Origin of the sequence: Streptomyces sp. NBC_00028 (assembly GCF_045041065.1) — a bacterium.
In the GTDB taxonomy this organism is placed as follows: Bacteria; Actinomycetota; Actinomycetes; order Streptomycetales; family Streptomycetaceae; genus Streptomyces.
The window spans coordinates 1,100,398-1,117,896 of sequence record NZ_CP108293.1; the positions used below are offsets into that span (position 1 = coordinate 1,100,398).

A 17,499-nucleotide genomic window follows, 5' to 3' on the forward strand; every position below is an offset into this window, starting at 1 on the left:
GAGCAGATGACCGAGAGCCGGTATCCACTCTTTCGTGACCTGGGCGCATTGGTCCAACAGAAGAATCCGATGGAATTCAGCGGACGCGTTTCTGAGTAGGCTTCCACGTCATGGAACTCCGCCATCTCCAGCACTTCGTCGCGGTCGCCGAGGATCAGCACTTCACCCGGGCCGCCGAACGGCTGCTGGTCTCCCAGTCGGGGCTGTCCGCCTCGATCCGGGCACTGGAGCGGGAGCTGCAGACCCCGCTGTTCGTGCGCACGACCCGGCGGGTGACACTCACCCCCGCCGGGCGGGCCCTGCTGGGCGAGGCGGAGCGGATCCTGGCGCAGGTGCGGGCGGCCCACGAGGCGGTCGCCGCGGTCCAGGGCGTCCTGCGCGGGATGCTCGCGCTCGGGTCCGAGCAGTGCATCGCCGGGGTGCATGTGGCGGGGCTGCTCGCCGCGTTCCGCCGACAGCACCCCGACGTGGAGATCTGTCTGCGGCAGGCCGGCTCGGGCGCGCTCGCCGAGGAGGTCGCCGCCGGACGCCTCGACCTGGCCTTCGCGGTGCGGACGGCCCAGGAGGACACCGACCAGCTGCGGGTCGTACCGCTGGCCGGCGAGCCGATGACCGTCCTGTGCCATCCGGACCACCGGCTGGCCCGTGCCGGTGCCGCCGTGACCCCGGAGGGTCTCGGGGGTGAGGTCTTCGTCGACTTCCACCCGGACTGGGGCCCGCGCCGCACCACCGACGCGGCGTTCGCCACGGCGGGTGTACGGCGGGCGGTGGCGCTGGAGGTGAACGACGTGCACAGCCTCCTCGACCTGGTGGACGAGAACCTCGGCGTGGCCGTCGTACCGCGCCACTTCCGGCACAAGCGCCCGTCCCTCACCGCGCTGCCGGTGAAGGGCACCGGGGAGATCGTGTACGAGACGGTCGCGTTGCTGCCGCCGGAGCAGGCCACCAGCCCGGCGGCGCGGGCCCTGATGGCGCTGCTGGAAACAGGGGGCGTAGGTACACCCCAGGACGGGGCTCACCCCTCCTGACCGGGCCCGTCTCCCACCGCAGACTCATGAGCGTCCCCCTCACGACAACTGCGGTCAGGAGTACGGAGATGACGGACCTCACACGACGGAACGTGCTGCGCGGCGCGGCGGCGCTCGCGGCGGCGGGCGGACTGGCCGGCACGGGAACGGGGGCGGCGGTCGCCGCTCCCCAGGCGCCCACGGCACGCCACTTCCCTTTCCTGGAGGGCGCGTTCGAGCCCGTCACGGAGGAACTGACGGCCTTCGACCTGCCGGTGACCGGGCGGATCCCGCGCGAGCTCAACGGTCGCTATCTGCGCAACGGCCCCAACGTCCTGGGCCTGGAGGACCCTCGCGCCCACCACTGGATGCTCGGCGACGGCATGGTCCACGGTGTCCGGCTGCGCGACGGCCGGGCCGAGTGGTACCGCAACCGCTGGGTGCGCTCCTCCCAGGTGGCGAAGAAGCTCGGCGAGCCCTACCCCGGTCCGGTGCCGCCGGACGACTTCCCCTGCAACACCCATGTGATCCCGTACCGGGGGCGGATCCTCACGCTCCAGGAGAGCGGCCCGCTGCCGTACGAACTCGACGACGAGCTCAACACCGTCGGGACGTACGACTTCCGGGGCACCCTGAAGGGTCCGCTCACCGCGCACACCAAGTTCGACGTCCACGCCGGTGAACTGCACGCCATCGCCTACTACCCGACCTGGGACCACGTACGGCACCTGGTCGTGGACCCGACGGGCCGGGTGTCACGCACCACCAGGATCCCGGTGGCGGACGCGCCGATGATCCACGACTTCGCCCTCACCGAGCACCATGTGGTCATCCTCGACATGCCGGTCACCTTCGACCCGGCGGGCGCCGAGCGCGGCGACATCGTCCCGTACGTCTGGAACGACCGGCACCCGGCGCGGGTCGGTGTGCTGCCCCGCAAGGGCGGTGCCGTCCGCTGGTTCGAGGTCGACCCGGTCTACTACTCGCACACCCTCAACGCCTACGAGGAGGGCGGGAACATCGTCGTCGACATGACGAACTTCGACGCGCCCTTCTTCGTCGCGGGCAAGGGCTCGGGCGGCCCCTACGGGGCGAGCACGCCCCGGCTCGACCGCTGGACGATCGACCTGCGCCACGGGCAGGTCAGGACCCGGACCCTCGACGACCGCCCGCAGGAGTTCCCGCGCGTGAACGAGGCCCTCGTCTCCCGCCGGCACCGCTACGGCTACACGGCCGCGTCCGCCGAGATGGCGCGGGCGTATCTGACGCTCGACGGCAACCCGCCCGACGAGGCGTTCGGCAACGCGCTCATCAAGCAGGACCTGCTGCGCGGCACGACCGAGGTCCACCGGCTGCCGCGCGGGGCGGCGGCGAGCGAGGCCGTGTTCGTGCCGCGCGAGCACGCCAGGGCCGAGGACGACGGCTACGCGATCGCGTACGTCCACGATCCCGACCGCGGGGCGTCGGACCTGGTGATCCTCTCGGCGCAGGACTTCACCGGCGAGCCGGTGGCCCGGATCCAGCTGCCGGGACGGGTGCCGCTCGGCTTCCACGGCAGCTGGATCCCGGACGCGTGAGCCCTTCGGATGCGATGGTGGAGGGCATGCATGCAAAGGACATCCTCATCGACGGTTTCAGCCGCATCCAGGAAGAGGTCCATGCCGCCGTCGAGGGCCTGACCCCCGACGAGCTCAACCACCGCCCCGACCCCGACGCCAACTCCGTCACCTGGCTGGTCTGGCATCTCACCCGCGTCCAGGACGACCACCTGGCCGACGCCTTCGGGCTCGACCAGGTGTGGCTGACCCAGGACTGGGAGAAGCGCTTCGGCCTCGACCTGCCGCCCCGCGACCACGGATACGGGCACACCTCCGCGCAGGTCGCGAAGGTGCGGGTCGACTCCGCCGAGCTGCTGACCGGCTATTACGACGCGGTCCACGCGCAGAGCCTTCAGGCGCTGCGCGGGGTGAGCGCGGCGGACCTGGAACGGGTCGTGGACGACCACTGGGATCCGCCGGTCACCCTCGGCGTACGGCTGGTCAGCGTCCTGTCCGACGATCTCCAGCACGTCGGACAGGCCGCCTACCTCCGCGGACTGCTTCAGACCGCGTAGCCCGGCAGGACGACGTCCTCGATGAGGGCCTTGCGCTCGTCGAACGGGATGAACGCGCTCTTGACGGCGTTCACCGTGACCGTGCGCAGGTCCTCGACGGTCCAGCCCGCCTCCTCGACCAGCAGCGACATCTCACGGGTCATGGTCGTGCCCGACACCAGACGGTTGTCGGTGTTGAGCGTGACACGGAAGCCCAGGTCCTTCAGGGCCGTGATCGGGTGCTCGGCGATCGAGGAGGCGGCGCCGGTCTGGAGGTTGGAGGTGGGGCACATCTCCAGGGCGATCCGGCGGTCGCGCACCCAGCCCGCGAGCCGGCCGAGCTTGCCGTCCACGATGTCCTCGGTGAGGCGGACGCCGTGGCCGATGCGCTGGGCGCCGCAGACCTGGAGGGCCTGGTGGATGCTGGGCAGGCCGTGGGCCTCGCCGGCGTGGATGGTGAACGGCACGCTCTCGCGGCGCAGGTGCTCGAAGGCGGCGAGGTGGTCGGCGGGCGGGAAGCCGTCCTCGGCGCCGGCGATGTCGAAGCCGACGACGCCCGCGTCGCGGAAGGCGACGGCGAGGTCGGCCGCCTCGGCGACCCGGTCGAACATCCGCATGCCGCACAGCAGCGTGCCCACGCGGACGGGCGTGCCGGCCGCGGCCGCCTTGGCCATACCGGCGGCGAGACCCTCCTGGACGGTCTCGACGACCTCGCTCATCGCGAGCCCGCCCCGCGTGTTCAGCTCGGGGGCGTAGCGCACCTCGCCGTAGACCACGCCGTCGGCGGCGAGGTCGAGCACGTACTCCTCGGCGGTGCGCAGCAGGCCCTCGCGGGTCTGCATCACGGCGAGGGTGTGCTCGAAGGTGGCGATGTAGCGGACCAGGTCACCGGAGTTCGCGGCGTCGTAGTACCAGGCGGCGAGCTCGTCCGGGTCGGTGGTGGGCAGGGTGTGTCCGACCTCGGCGGCCAGCTCCACCACGGTGGCGGGGCGCAGGCCGCCGTCGAGGTGGTCGTGCAGGACGGCCTTGGGGAGGCGGCGGATCACATCAAGGTCTACGCGCGTAGCAGTCATGGCGAGGTCTTTCTGAGGAGCTGGGGTGGAACGGCGGGGCGAAGGGGGTCAGTCGGAGGGCTGGAGCAGGTCCCAGCGGTTGCCGTACAGGTCCTGGAAGACGGCCACGGAGCCGTACGCCTCGTGGCGCGGCTCCTCCAGGAAGGTCACGCCGGCGGCCACCATCCGGGCGTGGTCGCGGGCGAAGTCGTCGGTGTGCAGGAAGAACCCGACGCGCCCGCCGGTCTGGTCGCCGACCCGGCCGCGCTGGGCGTCGTCCTTGGCGCGGGCGAGCAGCAGGCCGGTGCCGCTTCCCTCCGTGCCGGGCTCCACGACGACCCAGCGGGCCCCGCCGGGACGCGCCTCGTCCTCGACGAGCCGGAAGCCGAGGGCCTCGGTGTAGAAGCGGATCGCCTCGTCGTAGTCGTCGACGACGAGGGTGACCAGGGCGATGCGTCTCATCGGGGCCTTTCGGGGCATGGGATTAGCCGGAGAGGTTATACGTAAAACTCGCCGGACGCCAGTCGCCTTCCGCAGCGGGGTCCACGACCGGGGCCACAGCCCTAGGACCGCGGTCCGATGCGGTGGGGGGCGGGGACGGTTAGCGTCCCGGTGATGGAGATCAATAAGCAGCCCCGCGCACCCGAGCAGCGCAAGCGCGAGCTTCTCGACCGGCTTGATCAGGAGATGGATGTCTGGGTGGCCACGGCGGACGCCGACAGGCTTCCTTGCCTGGTCCCCCTCTGGTTCCTGTGGGACGGCGAGGCCGTCTGGCTGGCGACGCGCCCGACGACGCCGACCGGCCGCAATCTGTCGGATGCCGGACAGGCCCGGCTGGCGCTCGGGGACACGCAGGACGTCGTGCTGCTCGACGGCGACGCGGAGAGGTACACGGCGGACACGGTGCCGTCGGCCGCGGCGGAGGCGTTCCGCGCTAAGACCGGCTGGGATCCGCGGGCTGACAGCCTGCCGTACGTCTGGTTCCGGGTACGTCCGCGCACGGTGCAGGCGCGCAACGGTGAGCACGAGATGCGGGGCCGGTATCTGATGCGGGACGGGGTGTGGGTCGTGTGAGGCGTCGACTGCGGGGCTGATCAACCTGCCTGTGTGTGCAAGGAGTTGAGGCGGGCCAGCTCGTCGCCGGTCAGCCGGATCGCGCCCGCCGCCACGTTCTCGGCCAGATGGTCGGGGTTGCCGGTGCCGGGAATGGCGAGCAGGTGCGGGCCCTGGTGCAGGGTCCAGGCGATACGGATCTGCGCGGGGCTCGCACCGTGCGCCTGGGCGACGGCCAGGACTTCGGTGTCGTGGTTCGCTGTGGCGCCGTGTGCGCCCGCGTCACCGGCCACCGCGTAGAACGGGACGTACGCGATGCCCTGTTCACCGCAGATGCGCAGCAGTTCGTCGGGGCGGTCCAGGGCATAGCGGTTCTGCACGCTGACCACGGGGGCGATGGCCTGCGCCTCGGCGAGGTGGCGGGGTTCTACGCCGGAGATGCCCAGATGGCGGATCAGGCCCGCCTCGCGCAGTTCGGCGAGGGCGCCGAAGTGGTCGGCGATGGAGTCCTGGCGCATGCGGCGCAGGTAGACGACGTCGAGGTGGTCGCGGCCCAACTGGCGCAGGTTCTCCTCGACATGGCCGCGCAGGACCTCGGGGCGGGCGGAGGTGCCCCACTCCCCCGTCCAGTCGCGGAAGGGGCCGACCTTGGTGGCGATGACGAGATCGTCGGCGTACGGCGCCAGCGCGGTGTTGATCAGTTCGTTGGCGGAGCGCAGGGCGGAGAAGTAGAAGGCCGCGGTGTCGATGTGGTTGACGCCGAGCTCGATCGCCCGGTGCAGCACGGCGATCGCCTGTCGTCTGTCGCTCGGCGTCCCGAGGTGGAAGGCGGCGCTGCCCGTCAGCCGCATCGCGCCGAGGCCGAGGCGGTTGACGGACAGGTCGCCGAGTTTCCAGGTGCCCGCGGCGTCCGCGGTGATCGTTTCGGAGGTCATCGGTGGAGTGTCACACAGGGGTTCGCGGCGGACGACCCCTTTACTGGCTCATGGGTCAGCCGTCCCAGGTCCAGTCCGCCACCTCCGGCAGGTCGGTGCCGTGCTCGCGGATCCACTCGTGGTGGCGCAGCCGGGTGTCCGCCATCTCCTGGCGTACGGCGGTGGCGCGGACGGCGAGGCCAGGGACGCGGTCGATGACGTCCATGACGAGGCGGTAGCGGTCGAGGTCGTTGCGGACGACCATGTCGAAGGGGGTGGTCGTGGTGCCGATCTCCTTGTAGCCGCGGACGTGCAGATGGGGATGGCCGGTGCGCCGGTAGGCGAGGCGGTGGATCAGCCAGGGGTAGCCGTGGTAGGCGAAGATCACCGGTTTGCCGGGGGCGAAGAGCCCGTCGTACTCGAAGTCGCCCATCCCGTGCGGGTGTTCGTCGCTCGGCATCAGTCGGGCGATGTCGACCACGTTCACCACGCGGACGGCGAGGTCGGGCAGGTGGCGGCGGAGCAACTGGGCCGCGGCCAGCGTCTCCTGGGTGGGGACGTCGCCCGCGCAGGCCAGCACCACGTCGGGTTCGCGGCTGCCGTCCTCGGTGCCCGCCCAGTCCCAGACGCCGAGGCCGCGGGCGCAGTGGATGCGGGCCTCGTCCATGGAGAGCCAGTCGTAGCAGGGCTGCTTGCCGGCGACGACGACGTTGACGTAGTCGCGGCTGCGCAGCACGTGGTCGGCGACGGAGAGCAGGGTGTTGGCGTCCGGCGGGAGGTAGACCCGTACCGCTTCCGGGCTCTTGTTGAGGATGTGGTCGACGAAGCCGGGGTCCTGGTGGGAGAAGCCGTTGTGGTCCTGGCGCCAGACATGGGAGGTGAGCAGGTAGTTGAGGGAGGCGATGGGGGCTCGCCAGGGCAGCCGGCGGGTGACCCGCAGCCATTTGATGTGCTGGTTGACCATCGAGTCGACGATGTGGACGAAGGCCTCGTAGCAGGAGAAGAGTCCGTGGCGGCCGGTGAGGAGGTAGCCCTCCAGCCAGCCCTGGCAGGTGTGTTCGGAGAGGATCTCCATCACCCGGCCGTGCCGGTCGAGGTGTTCGTCGACCTCGTAGGTGTCGGCCTGCCATGCCTTGCCGCTGGCCGAGTAGACGGCCTGGAGGCGGTTGGAGGCGGTCTCGTCGGGGCCGACGAGGCGGAAGTCGCGGCGGTCGGCGGTGGCTTGCATGAGGTGTTCGAGCAACTCGCCCAGGACACGGGTGGGTTCGTGGAGGGTGGCGCCGGGTTTGTCGACGGGGACGGCGAACCGTTCCAGGGGCGGCAGGGGCAACGACCGCAGGAGGAGACCTCCGTTGGCGTTCGGGGTGGCGCCGAGGCGGTGCGGTCCCTGCGGGACGTGGGTCAGGAGGTGGGGGTGCGGGCGGCCCTGTTCGTCGAAGAGTTCCTCGGGGCGGTAGGAGCGCAGCCATGTCTCCAACTGCCGCAGGTGGTCCGGGTTGTCGCGTACGGCGGACAGGGGGACCTGATGGGAGCGCCAGGTGTCGGCCACGGGGAGGCCGTCGACCTCGGCGGGACCGGTCCAGCCCTTCGGTGTGCGCAGCACGATCATCGGCCAGCGAGGGCGTTCGACGGCGCCCTGCTCACGGGCGGCGTGCTGGAGCGCGGCGATGCGGTCGAGCGCGGTGTCCAGGGCCTCGGCCATGGCGCGGTGGACGGTGGCCGGGTCGTCGCCGGTGACGTGGAGCGGTTCGTGGCCGTATCCCCTGAGCAGGGCGTCGAGTTCGGCCTCGGGGATGCGGGCGAGGACGGTCGGGTTGGCGATCTTGTAGCCGTTGAGGTGGAGGATGGGCAGGACGGCACCGTCGTGGACGGGGTCGAGGAACTTGTTCGAGTGCCAGGACGCGGCCAGCGGGCCCGTCTCGGCCTCACCGTCGCCGATGACACAGGCGACCAGCAGGCCGGGGTTGTCGAGGGCGGCGCCGTAGGCGTGCGCGAGGGAGTAGCCGAGTTCGCCGCCCTCGTGGATGGAACCGGGGGTCTCGGGGGCGACGTGGCTGGGGACGCCGCCGGGGAAGGAGAACTGCTTGAACAGCCGGGCCATGCCGGGCCCGTCCCGGGTGATGTCCGGGTAGGTCTCGCTGTACGAGCCCTCCAGCCACGAGTTGGCGAGCACCGCGGGGCCGCCGTGGCCGGGTCCCCACACGCACAGGGCGTCCAGGTCGCGGGCCTTGATCACCCGGTTGAGGTGGGTGTGGACGAGGTTCAGACCGGGCGAGGTGCCCCAGTGGCCGAGCAGCCGCGGCTTGACGTGCTCGGGGCGCAGGGGCTCGGTCAGCAGGGGGTTGGCCATGAGGTAGATCTGGCCGACGGCGAGGTAGTTCGCGGCGCGCCAGTGGGCGTCCAGGGAGGTCAGCTCGTCGTCCGTGAGTACGCCGGGCGAGTGCCGGGTGGCGGCGGACATCGGGGGTCCCCTTCCGGGTCGGGGCAACTGGATCTCGGGCGAGTACGGATGGGCGGCGTCTGCCGTCCAGCTTCGTCGCCACGCCGGGTACCCGACAGGGCCGACCGGGCCACATGCGGGGAGACCTGTGGGTCCGGTACGGGAAAGACGTTCGCGTTCGGAGCGGCCGGTGACGGTGGCAGCCTGGCCGGTGACGACGAGGCTCCAGCCGCTGTCTGCGCGTGGTTCCGGGCCACCGGGCCGCATGTCCGGATGCTGAGGACCTCATGAGTAACATCCGCCCGCCGAAGCCCTGAGGAAGGATGAGACCGTCGGCTGGGTAGGGGGCGGAGGTATCGGCTGGCATACACCTTGCAGGCGGCGCTCGGCGATCGCGGGAGACGAGTTGCTGCGTGCGGCATCGCGTGGCGTCCCCGGCACGCACGTGGTGCCGCTGCTTCAGGGGCTGTCGCTGCTGCCGATGACCGATCAGGCCTTCGACGCCGTCACGACGGCGGAGCCACGGGCGTCCTCGGGTTCTGGAAGCTGCCCGGCGGCTTCGAGGGGCTGCTCGCCCGGTGGCCCGATGGCGGACCCGTCGCCTATGTCGAGGCGGAGTATTTCGGAGGCGTCGGCGAGCAGCGCGCAGCGGTGTGGCGCGGCGGGTCCCCGGCACTGGGGCCCCTGGAGACACCCGCGCGGCGCGGACTGCGCACCGTCAGCCCTGTTTCGCAGGCCCTTCGGCGGCTCGGTGCGCGCGGGAGCCTCAGGGGGACGTGTTCTCGGCCGTCGGGCTGGACCGGCACCGTCACACGGACGACTGGATCTCGTCCGGACGGGGTGAGGCCGGTCCGGCCCGTCGGCTCGCGCCGGCGTCTCAGCGCAGCGGCTTGCTCAGGATCGCCTTGCGGTGGCTGAACGTCTCGATCGAGTAGCGGCCGTGGTAGTTGCCCATGCCGCTCTCGCCGACGCCGCCGAAGGGCAGGTCGGAGACGGTGAGGTGGGCGAGCGGGAGGCCGTAGCCGAGGCCGCCGGAGGAGGTCTCGGCGGCGAGGCGGGCGCGCGTGGCCTCGGACTCGGCGAAGACGTACAGCGCGAGGGGCTTGTCGCGGTCGTTGATGAAGTCGATCGCCTGGTCGAGGCCCGGCACGGTGACGATCGGCAGGATCGGACCGAAGATCTCCTCCCGCATGACGGGCGACGCCGGGTCGACGTCGGCCAGGACGGTCGGGGCGATGTACTTCTGCGAGCGGTCGGTGTCGCCGCCCACGACCACGCGGCCCGAGTCGAGCAGGCCGGTCAGCCGGTCGAAGTGGCGTTCGTTGACGATCCTGCCGTACTCGCCGGAGGCGGACGCGTCGGTGCCGTACACCGCCTGGACCGCCTTGGTGAGCAGGGGTTCCAGCGCCGCCGCGGTCTCGGGGTCGGTCAGGACGTAGTCGGGGGCCACGCAGGTCTGACCGGCGTTGAGGAACTTGCCGCGGGCGAGCCGGTCGGCGACGACGGCCAGGTCCGCGTCGGGGTCGACGAACGCCGGGGACTTGCCGCCGAGTTCGAGGGTGACCGGCGTGAGGTGCTCGGCGGCGGCCCGCATGACGATCCGGCCGACGACGCCGTTGCCGGTGTAGAAGATGTGGTCGAAGCGCTCGGCCAGCAGGGCCGTGGTCTCCGGGATGCCGCCCTCGACGACCGCGAAGGCCTCGGTGTCGAGGAACTCCGGCAGCAGGCGGGCCAGCGCGGCCGAGGTCGCGGGGGCCAGCTCGCTCGGCTTGACGACCACGGCGTTGCCCGCGGCCAGGGCGCCCACGACCGGGGCGAGCAGCAGCTGGGCCGGGTAGTTCCAGGGGGCGATGACGAGGACGACGCCGAGCGGGTCGACTTGCGTCCAGGCGCTCGCGTCGGCGCCGAGGTGCGCCGGGACCGGGGCGGACTCGGGGCGCAGCCACTCCTCCAGGTGGTCGAGGGTGTGGTCGATCTCGCGGACCGTGAAGTCGATCTCGGTGCGGTAGGCCTCGGTGGAGCTCTTGCCCAGGTCGGCGTGGAGGGCGGCGGCCAGTTCGGCGCCGCGTTCCGTGAGCAGCTCGCGCAGCCGACGCAGCTGGCCGGTGCGCCAGGCGAGGGGCTTGGTGCGGCCGGTACGGAACGTGGCGCGCAGACGGGCCACGACGTCGGCGGGCTGCTCGGAGGTGGGCTGCTGGTTCACGGTGCCTCGCTGGTGCTGCGCGGGCCGCTGGGCGCGGCCTCGACGGGTGGATGCGTTCGACGGTTGGATGTAAATGCCAACCATTTTTACACCGGAATACATTCCCCTACCACGTAGGTAACTTTCCGCTATCGGGCGTTCACACTCGGCTGGACGGGTCCAGCGTCCCCGTCAGCCGCTCCAGCAGTCCCCGCAGCAGCTCCTCGTCCCCCTCGCTCAGCGCGGGCCAGTCGGCGCGGACCGCGCGGTCGATCCGGCGCCAGTACTCCTGGCCGCGCGGGGTGAGGTGGGCGAGGATGCGCCGCCGGTCCAGCGGGTCCACCCGGCGGTGGACGAGGTTCTGGTCGACCAGGTGGTCCACGAGCTTGGTCAGCGTCGGCGGCGGCAGGAACGCGGCCTCGGCTATCGCCGTCATGTGGTGCCCCTGCCCGTCGGAGAGCAGCCCCAGCACCCGCCAGGCGTCGAGCGAGCAGCCCTCCTCGTCGAGGGCCGCCTGGAGACGGCGGGCCACCAGCCGCTCGGCCCGGGTCAGGAGCCGCACCAGGTCGCGGGGCTGACGCGGGGATGAGGTGGGCATCGCGCTCCTAGGTCACGGGGTGCGTACATCGTATGAGACAGGCTGGAGTTCACCGGGCGGACCGGAAATCATGACGCCATGTTCCGGCACGATCCCCCCGCGCCCGAGTGGTTCACGGCCGACGACTCCGTCCTCGGTGTGGCCCTCGTGTTCCCGATGCAGGGGCCGGCCGGGATCTTCGGGCCCACCTGCGAGTTGTGCGCGCAGCTGGCGGCCGAGGAGGTCAACCGGGCGGGCGGGGTCCTCGGGCGGGAGCTGAGGCTGCTGCCCGTCGACGGGGGCGGGTCGCCGCGTGAGATCGCCGACCATGTCGAGGCGCTGGTGGACCTCGGGGCGGTGCAGGGCGTCACGGGCTGGCACATCTCCTCGGTGCGGCAGGCACTGGCGCCGAGGATCGCCCATCGGGTGCCGTACGTCTACACCGCCCTGTACGAGGGCGGCGAGCACACGGCCGGGGTGTTCCTGACGAGCGAGACGCCGCGTGACCAACTGCGCCCCGCGATGGGCCTGTTGGCGCACGAGCGCGGGGTGCGCCGCTGGTTCGTCGTCGGCAACGACTACGTGTGGCCGCGCCGTACGGCACGGGCGGCCCACGGATACGCCCATGAGTCCGGCGGCGTCGTGCGCGGTGAGGTCTATCTCCCGCTCGGCACCCACGACTTCGAGCCCGTCCTGCGCCGCATCGAACGCTCCGACGCCGACGGCGTGCTGATGCTGCTGGTCGGCAGTGACGCGGTGCGCTTCAACCGGGCGTTCGCGGCCTACGGTCTGCACGACCGCTGCCTCAGGCTGAGCACGCTCATGGACGAGAACATGCTGATGGCGAGCGGCCCTTCGGCCACCGAGGACCTGTACAGCACCGCCGGCTTCTTCGCCTCGCTCGCCAACCAGGACACCCTCGATCTCCACGGACAGTACGCCGGCCGCTACGGCATCGAGGCGCCCGCACTCGGCAGTCTCGGCGAATCCTGTTACGAGGGTGTCCTGTTGCTCGCCGCGCTGCTGAGGCAGGCCGGGACCCTGGACGTGACCGCGATCGGGGCGGCGGCCGGAGGGGTGTCGTACGAGGGACCGCGCGGACTGCTCCATCTGCGGGGCCGGCATGTGCGCCAGCGGATCTACCTGGCGCGCGCCGACGGGCTGGACTTCGACGTCCTCACCGAGCTCGATCTCCACGGTTCCCGCTCTTGACATGCTCCCGGCGCACCAAGATACTTCCCACAGAAAGTAATTAGAATGCCTCGGGCGAATTGTGAATTCAGTTTCTGAATGCATCTCACATGCCGTGCGGGGCGTTTTTTGTTGCCTCCGGGAAAGTCCCGCGAAACACCGTGGAAACAGCGGGACTTGAGTCTGTGGACCGCACTTCAGCAGGCCGTTCACCCTAGGGGGTTGGTTTGTCCAGCGGTTCCCGCAGTTCCCGTGTTCCTCGCCGTGGCTTCCTCGCCGCAGGCGCCGCCCTCACCGCGGTCGTGACGCTCTCCGCGTGCGGCGCGAAGACCGACGCGGCCGGCTCGTCGTCCGACAAGGCGGCGAAGATCGACGTCAGCGGCGACACGGTCAAGGTCGGCCTGCTCAACTCGCTCTCCGGCACGATGGCGATCAGCGAGGTGACCGTCCGCGACTCGCTGAAGCTCGCGATCGACGAGATCAACGCCTCCGGTGGCGTCCTCGGCAAGAAGATCAAGCCGATCAGCGAGGACGGCGCCTCCGACTGGCCGACGTTCGCCGAGAAGGCGCAGAAGCTCATCAAGGAGGACGGGGTCGCGGCCACCTTCGGCTGCTGGACCTCGGCCAGCCGCAAGGCCGTCAAGCCGGTCTTCGAGAAGAACAAGTCGCTGCTGTTCTACCCGGTGCAGTACGAGGGCCTGGAGGAGTCCCCGTACATCTTCTACACCGGCGCGACCACCAACCAGCAGATCGTCCCGGGCCTCGACTACCTCAAGTCCAAGGGCCTGAAGAAGATCTACCTGGTCGGCAGCGACTACGTCTTCCCGCGTACCGCCAACAAGGAGATCAAGGCGTACGCCAAGGCCAACGGCATGACGATCCTCGGTGAGGACTACGCGCCGCTGGGCTCCACGGAGTTCTCCACGATCGCCAACAAGGTGAAGGCGTCGAAGGCGGACGCCGTCTTCAACACCCTCAACGGCGACTCCAACGTGGCCTTCTTCAAGGAGTACAAGTCGGCCGGCCTGACCGCCAAGACCATGCCGGTCGTCTCGGTGTCGATCGCCGAGGAGGAGGTCAAGTCGATCGGCACGCAGTATCTGGCGGGCCAGTTGACGGCCTGGAACTACTACCAGACCACCGCGGGCGCGGCGAACGCCAAGTTCGTGAAGGCGTACAAGGCCAAGTACGGCCAGGACAAGCCGACCAGTGACCCGATGGAGGCCGCGTACACGTCGGTCTATCTCTGGAAGGCCATGGTCGAGAAGGCGAAGTCCTTCGACCCGGAGAAGGTGAAGGCCGCCTCCGACGGCATCACCTTCGACGCCCCCGAGGGCAAGGTCACCGTCGACGGCGCCTCGCAGCACGTCTACAAGACCGCCCGCATCGGCGAGATCGGCACCGACGGCCAGATCAAGGAGGTCTGGAACTCCGGCAAGCCGATCAAGCCGGACCCCTTCCTCAAGGGCTACTCCTGGGCCTCCGGCCTCTCCTGACCGACCGTCACCCCCCGCGGGGTCCCCAAGGGCCCCGCGGCGGCCGTCCATCGGAGCCGCCTCGTGACCGTGATCCTCGGTCAGACCTTCACCGGCATCAGCATCGGTGCCGTCCTGCTGCTCATCGCGCTCGGCCTCTCACTCACCTTCGGCCAGATGAACGTCATCAACATGGCCCACGGCGAGTTCATCATGGCGGGCGCCTACACGACGTACGTCCTTCAGAAGTCCATTTCGAGCGCGGGAATCTCACTTCTCGTCGCGCTTCCCGTCGCTTTTCTCGTCTCGGGCGCGCTGGGCGCACTGTTGGAATGGCTCTTGATACGCCGCCTGTATCTACGGCCACTTGACACGCTCCTCGTCACCTGGGGCGTCTCGCTGATGCTCCAGCAGCTCGCCCGGGACATTTTCGGCGCGCCCAATGTCCAGACCCGGGCGCCGGACTGGCTGACCGGGAACATCACGGTCCTCGGCGGGGACGACCCGCTCACCTTCGCCAACAGCCGTCTGTTCATCCTCGGGTTGGCGATCGCCGCGGTCGTCGCGCTGTCGCTGACGCTGCGGCTGACGCCGCTGGGCCGGCGCATCCGGGCCGTGGTGCAGAACCGGGATCTCGCCGAGGTGTCCGGCATCTCGACCTCGACCGTGGACCGTACGGCGTTCTTCATCGGGTCCGGGCTCGCGGGCGTCGCCGGGGTCGCGCTGACGCTGGTCGGGCCGATCGGTCCGACGATGGGCACCAACGTGATCATCGACGCCTTCCTGGTGATCGTGGTCGGCGGCATCGGACAGCTCAAGGGCACGGTCATCGTGGCCTTCGTGCTGGGCGTGCTCCAGTCGGTCCTGGAGTACTCCACGACCGTCAGCGTCGCCAAGGTGCTCGTGCTCGTCGCGATCGTCGCGTTCCTCCAGTGGCGGCCCCAGGGGCTGTACACGCTGCGCACGAGGAGTCTCGTATGAGTCTGCTGAAAGGCCGTTCGGCGCGCGCGTGGGCGGGGTTCGCCGGGGCCGCCGTCGTACTGTTCGCCGTCGCCCCGCTCGCGCTGTCCGACTTCCGGCTCGGGCTGCTCGCCAAGTACCTGTGCACCGCGATGGTCGCCGTCGGTATCTGTCTGGCCTGGGGCCGGGGCGGGCTGCTGACGCTCGGGCAGGGCGTGTTCTTCGGGCTCGGCGGCTATGCCATGGCGATGCATCTGAAGATCGCCGACGCCGGTCCCGGCAACCTGCCCGACTTCATGCAGCTGTACGGCACCGCCACCGAACTCCCCTGGTGGTGGAAACCGTTCGAGAACCCGCTGTTCGCGCTGGCGGCGACCGTGCTGCTGCCGATGGCCGTCGCCGCGCTGCTCGGCCTGTTCATCTTCCGCCGCCGGGTCAAGGGCGCCTACTTCGCGATCCTCAGCCAGGCGCTCGCCGCCGCGCTGGCCATCTGGCTGATCGGGCAGCAGGCCACCACCGGCGGCACCAACGGGCTCACCGACATCCAGGGGTTCTTCGGCTACGACCTCGACGACCCGGTCAACCAGCGGATGGTGTACTTCGTCATCGCCGCCGCGCTGCTGCTGCTCATCGCGATCGCCCGGCAGCTGATCAACAGCCGGTACGGCGAACTCCTCGTCGCGGTACGGGACTCGGAGGAGCGGGTGCGCTTCCTCGGCTACGACCCGGCCAACGTCAAGCTCGTCGCCTATGTCGTCGCCGCCGGCATGGCGGGTCTCGCGGGTGCGCTGTTCGTGCCGGCGGTCGGGATCATCTCGCCCGCGCTGATCGGCATCGTCCCGTCCATCGAGTTCGTGATCGGCGCGGCGGTGGGCGGCCGGGCCAGCCTGGCCGGCGCGGTGCTGGGTGCCGTCGCGGTCGCCTGGGCCAAGACCGCGCTGTCCGAGGAGTTCCCGGCCGCCTGGACCTACTTCCAGGGGCTGTTGTTCATCGTGGCGCTGGCCTTCCTGCCGGGCGGGCTGGCCTCGCTCGCGGTGTTCGTACGGAGGCGCAGGGCGGCCCCCGAGAAGAAGTCGGCCGTCATCCCGGTGGGAGAAGCAGCATGAGCGAGCTGGCGATACGCGGACTGCGGGTGACCTTCGACGGGTTCACCGCCGTCGACGGGGTCGACCTGGACGTCGCCCCGGGCGATCTGAGGTTCCTGATCGGGCCCAACGGCGCGGGCAAGACGACCTTGGTCGACGCGGTCACCGGGCTGGTGAAGGCGGAGGGCTCGGCGAAGTTCGGCGGCGAGGAACTGCTCGGGCGGGCCGTGCACCGGATCGCACGGTCCGGGATCGGGCGGACCTTCCAGACCGCCACCGTCTTCGAGGAGTTGACGGTGCTTCAGAACCTGGACATCGCGGCCGGCGCGGGCCGGGGCATGTGGACCATGCTGCGGCGCCGCAAGGACGTACCGGAGTCCGTCGCGCGGGCCATGGAGACGGTCGGCCTCACCGATCTCGCCGACTCCCCCGCCGGCACCCTCGCGCACGGCCAGAAGCAGTGGCTGGAGATCGGGATGCTGCTCGTGCAGGACGTGAGGCTGCTGCTGCTCGACGAGCCGGTGGCCGGCATGAGCCATGACGAACGGCAGGCGACCGGCGAGCTGTTGCGGCGGATCAGCGAGGAGCGCACCGTCGTCGTCATCGAGCACGACATGGATTTCATGCGCTCCTTCGCGCGCAGCGTCAGCGTGCTGCACGCCGGCAAAGTGCTCAGCGAGGGCACGGTGGCGCAGGTGCAGGCGGACCCCGAGGTGCAGAAGGTGTACCTCGGGCACGTCGAGGACGACACCCTGGAGGTGCAGGAAGCATGATGCTCCAGATCGACGACGTCCGCGTCGGCTACCACCGCAGCACGGTCCTGCACGGGGTGTCGGTGGACCTCCCCGAGGACGGTGTCGTCGCCGTGCTCGGGCACAACGGCGCGGGCAAGAGCACGCTGCTGCGCGCCGCCGTGGGTCTGCTCACCCCGACCGCCGGCACGATCCGCCTGGACGGCGAGGACATCACGCGCCGCAGGCCGCACGAGCGGGTCGCCCGCGGGATGGCGTACGTCCCCCAGGGCCAGCAGTCCTTCCCGCACCTCACCACCGCCGAGAACCTCCAACTCGTCGCCGACGGCCGCAGACGCGGCAAGGAGGCGGTGGCGGCGGCGCTGGATCTCTTCCCCGCGCTCAGGGCGCTGTCGAACCGTCGCGCCGGGCTGCTCTCCGGTGGTCAGCGCCAGCAACTCGCCCTGGCTCGCGCTCTGGTGACGGAGCCTCGGATCCTGCTGCTCGACGAGCCGACCGAGGGCATCCAGCCGTCGGTGGTCGCCGAGATCGAGGAGACGATCCTCGCCCTCGCGGCCCGTGGCGGGCTGTCGGTGCTGCTGGTCGAACAGCACGTCGGCTTCGCGATGCGGGCCGCGCAGAAGTACTACGTCCTGGAGGCGGGCCGGGTGACCTCGTCCGGCGAGGGCGGCAAGGAGTCCGAGCTCGCTGTGCGGGAGGCGCTCAGCGTGTAGGCGGCT

Annotated in this window: 16 protein-coding genes; 10 read left to right on the forward strand and 6 right to left on the reverse strand. The window is 70.6% G+C overall.

Translation table 11 applies throughout. The features are described from left to right. The first annotated feature begins 110 nt into the window (after nt 1–110). The 3 genes from OG885_RS04890 (at nt 111) to OG885_RS04900 (ending at nt 3,120) form a co-directional block, all read left to right on the forward strand. Complete coding sequence (locus OG885_RS04890) at nt 111–1,028, forward strand: LysR family transcriptional regulator (protein WP_405726537.1); 918 nt, start codon at nt 111–113, stop codon at nt 1,026–1,028. A gap of 68 nt (nt 1,029–1,096) precedes the next feature. After that, nucleotides 1,097–2,584: a carotenoid oxygenase family protein gene (locus tag OG885_RS04895; protein WP_405726540.1), complete on the forward strand. Its 1,488-nt coding sequence runs from the start codon at nt 1,097–1,099 to the stop codon at nt 2,582–2,584. 26 nt (nt 2,585–2,610) lie between these two features. Then, a complete protein-coding gene (locus OG885_RS04900; RefSeq protein WP_405726543.1) occupies nt 2,611–3,120 on the forward strand; it encodes a DinB family protein in 510 nt (169 codons plus the stop codon). Here OG885_RS04900 and OG885_RS04905 read toward each other — a convergent pair. Both OG885_RS04905 and OG885_RS04910 read right to left on the reverse strand, forming a co-directional pair. Next, a complete protein-coding gene (locus OG885_RS04905) occupies nt 3,108–4,172 on the reverse strand; it encodes an adenosine deaminase (protein WP_405726546.1) in 1,065 nt (354 codons plus the stop codon). The genes OG885_RS04900 and OG885_RS04905 overlap by 13 nt on opposite strands. A gap of 48 nt (nt 4,173–4,220) precedes the next feature. Then, nucleotides 4,221–4,613, reverse strand: a complete 393-nt coding sequence (locus OG885_RS04910; protein WP_405726549.1) for a VOC family protein — start codon at nt 4,611–4,613, stop codon at nt 4,221–4,223. A 153-nt stretch (nt 4,614–4,766) separates the two neighbouring features. On the opposite strand from OG885_RS04910, the gene OG885_RS04915 reads away from it, so the two are divergent. Further along, on the forward strand, nt 4,767–5,225 hold the full coding sequence (locus OG885_RS04915; RefSeq protein WP_405726552.1) for a pyridoxamine 5'-phosphate oxidase family protein: 459 nt from the start codon (nt 4,767–4,769) through the stop codon (nt 5,223–5,225). Nucleotides 5,226–5,245: 20 nt separating this feature from the next. On the opposite strand, the gene OG885_RS04920 is transcribed toward OG885_RS04915, so the two are convergent. The 4 genes from OG885_RS04920 to OG885_RS04935 form a co-directional block, all read right to left on the reverse strand. Beyond that, complete coding sequence (locus OG885_RS04920; protein ID WP_405726555.1) at nt 5,246–6,139, reverse strand: aldo/keto reductase; 894 nt, start codon at nt 6,137–6,139, stop codon at nt 5,246–5,248. 55 nt (nt 6,140–6,194) lie between these two features. Continuing rightward, the gene (locus OG885_RS04925) at nt 6,195–8,579 is read right to left on the reverse strand and encodes a phosphoketolase (protein ID WP_405726558.1); all 2,385 of its coding nucleotides are present in this window, start codon (nt 8,577–8,579) and stop codon (nt 6,195–6,197) included. An 856-nt stretch (nt 8,580–9,435) separates the two neighbouring features. Further along, a complete protein-coding gene (locus tag OG885_RS04930) occupies nt 9,436–10,863 on the reverse strand; it encodes an aldehyde dehydrogenase family protein (protein WP_405726561.1) in 1,428 nt (475 codons plus the stop codon). Between the two features lie 37 nt (nt 10,864–10,900). After that, the gene (locus OG885_RS04935) at nt 10,901–11,338 is read right to left on the reverse strand and encodes a MarR family winged helix-turn-helix transcriptional regulator (RefSeq protein WP_405726564.1); all 438 of its coding nucleotides are present in this window, start codon (nt 11,336–11,338) and stop codon (nt 10,901–10,903) included. A gap of 78 nt (nt 11,339–11,416) precedes the next feature. On the opposite strand from OG885_RS04935, the gene OG885_RS04940 reads away from it, so the two are divergent. The 6 genes from OG885_RS04940 (at nt 11,417) to urtE (ending at nt 17,493) form a co-directional block, all read left to right on the forward strand. After that, a complete protein-coding gene (locus OG885_RS04940; RefSeq protein ID WP_405726567.1) occupies nt 11,417–12,529 on the forward strand; it encodes a substrate-binding domain-containing protein in 1,113 nt (370 codons plus the stop codon). Between the two features lie 206 nt (nt 12,530–12,735). After that, complete coding sequence (gene urtA, locus OG885_RS04945; RefSeq protein ID WP_405726570.1) at nt 12,736–14,004, forward strand: urea ABC transporter substrate-binding protein; 1,269 nt, start codon at nt 12,736–12,738, stop codon at nt 14,002–14,004. Between the two features lie 63 nt (nt 14,005–14,067). Then, complete coding sequence (gene urtB / locus OG885_RS04950; RefSeq protein WP_329332095.1) at nt 14,068–14,964, forward strand: urea ABC transporter permease subunit UrtB; 897 nt, start codon at nt 14,068–14,070, stop codon at nt 14,962–14,964. After that, the gene (urtC, locus tag OG885_RS04955; RefSeq protein WP_405726574.1) at nt 14,961–16,049 is read left to right on the forward strand and encodes an urea ABC transporter permease subunit UrtC; all 1,089 of its coding nucleotides are present in this window, start codon (nt 14,961–14,963) and stop codon (nt 16,047–16,049) included. Before urtB ends, urtC begins: the two co-directional genes overlap by 4 nt. Further along, nucleotides 16,046–16,801 carry an urea ABC transporter ATP-binding protein UrtD gene (gene urtD / locus OG885_RS04960; protein WP_405726577.1) on the forward strand — a complete coding sequence of 252 codons (756 nt, stop codon included), beginning with the start codon at nt 16,046–16,048 and terminating at the stop codon, nt 16,799–16,801. The genes urtC and urtD overlap by 4 nt, the downstream gene beginning before the upstream one ends. Continuing rightward, nucleotides 16,801–17,493 carry an urea ABC transporter ATP-binding subunit UrtE gene (gene urtE, locus OG885_RS04965; RefSeq protein ID WP_405742578.1) on the forward strand — a complete coding sequence of 231 codons (693 nt, stop codon included), beginning with the start codon at nt 16,801–16,803 and terminating at the stop codon, nt 17,491–17,493. The genes urtD and urtE overlap by 1 nt, the downstream gene beginning before the upstream one ends. Nucleotides 17,494–17,499 lie beyond the last annotated feature (6 nt).

Excerpts from the sequence above, each read along its gene's own strand:
- OG885_RS04925 (WP_405726558.1), bottom strand. The coding sequence starts at position 8,579 with ATGTCCGCCGCCACCCGGCACTCGCCCGGCGTACTCACGGACGACGAG.
- OG885_RS04935 (WP_405726564.1), bottom strand. The coding sequence starts at position 11,338 with ATGCCCACCTCATCCCCGCGTCAGCCCCGCGACCTGGTGCGGCTCCTG.
- OG885_RS04915 (WP_405726552.1), top strand. The coding sequence starts at position 4,767 with ATGGAGATCAATAAGCAGCCCCGCGCACCCGAGCAGCGCAAGCGCGAG.
- OG885_RS04890 (WP_405726537.1), top strand. The coding sequence starts at position 111 with ATGGAACTCCGCCATCTCCAGCACTTCGTCGCGGTCGCCGAGGATCAG.
- urtE (WP_405742578.1), top strand. The coding sequence starts at position 16,801 with ATGCTCCAGATCGACGACGTCCGCGTCGGCTACCACCGCAGCACGGTC.
- OG885_RS04895 (WP_405726540.1), top strand. The coding sequence starts at position 1,097 with ATGACGGACCTCACACGACGGAACGTGCTGCGCGGCGCGGCGGCGCTC.
- OG885_RS04940 (WP_405726567.1), top strand. The coding sequence starts at position 11,417 with ATGTTCCGGCACGATCCCCCCGCGCCCGAGTGGTTCACGGCCGACGAC.
- OG885_RS04930 (WP_405726561.1), bottom strand. The coding sequence starts at position 10,863 with ATGTATTCCGGTGTAAAAATGGTTGGCATTTACATCCAACCGTCGAAC.
- OG885_RS04910 (WP_405726549.1), bottom strand. The coding sequence starts at position 4,613 with ATGAGACGCATCGCCCTGGTCACCCTCGTCGTCGACGACTACGACGAG.
- urtD (WP_405726577.1), top strand. The coding sequence starts at position 16,046 with ATGAGCGAGCTGGCGATACGCGGACTGCGGGTGACCTTCGACGGGTTC.
- OG885_RS04905 (WP_405726546.1), bottom strand. The coding sequence starts at position 4,172 with ATGACTGCTACGCGCGTAGACCTTGATGTGATCCGCCGCCTCCCCAAG.
- OG885_RS04920 (WP_405726555.1), bottom strand. The coding sequence starts at position 6,139 with ATGACCTCCGAAACGATCACCGCGGACGCCGCGGGCACCTGGAAACTC.
- urtC (WP_405726574.1), top strand. The coding sequence starts at position 14,961 with ATGAGTCTGCTGAAAGGCCGTTCGGCGCGCGCGTGGGCGGGGTTCGCC.
- OG885_RS04900 (WP_405726543.1), top strand. The coding sequence starts at position 2,611 with ATGCATGCAAAGGACATCCTCATCGACGGTTTCAGCCGCATCCAGGAA.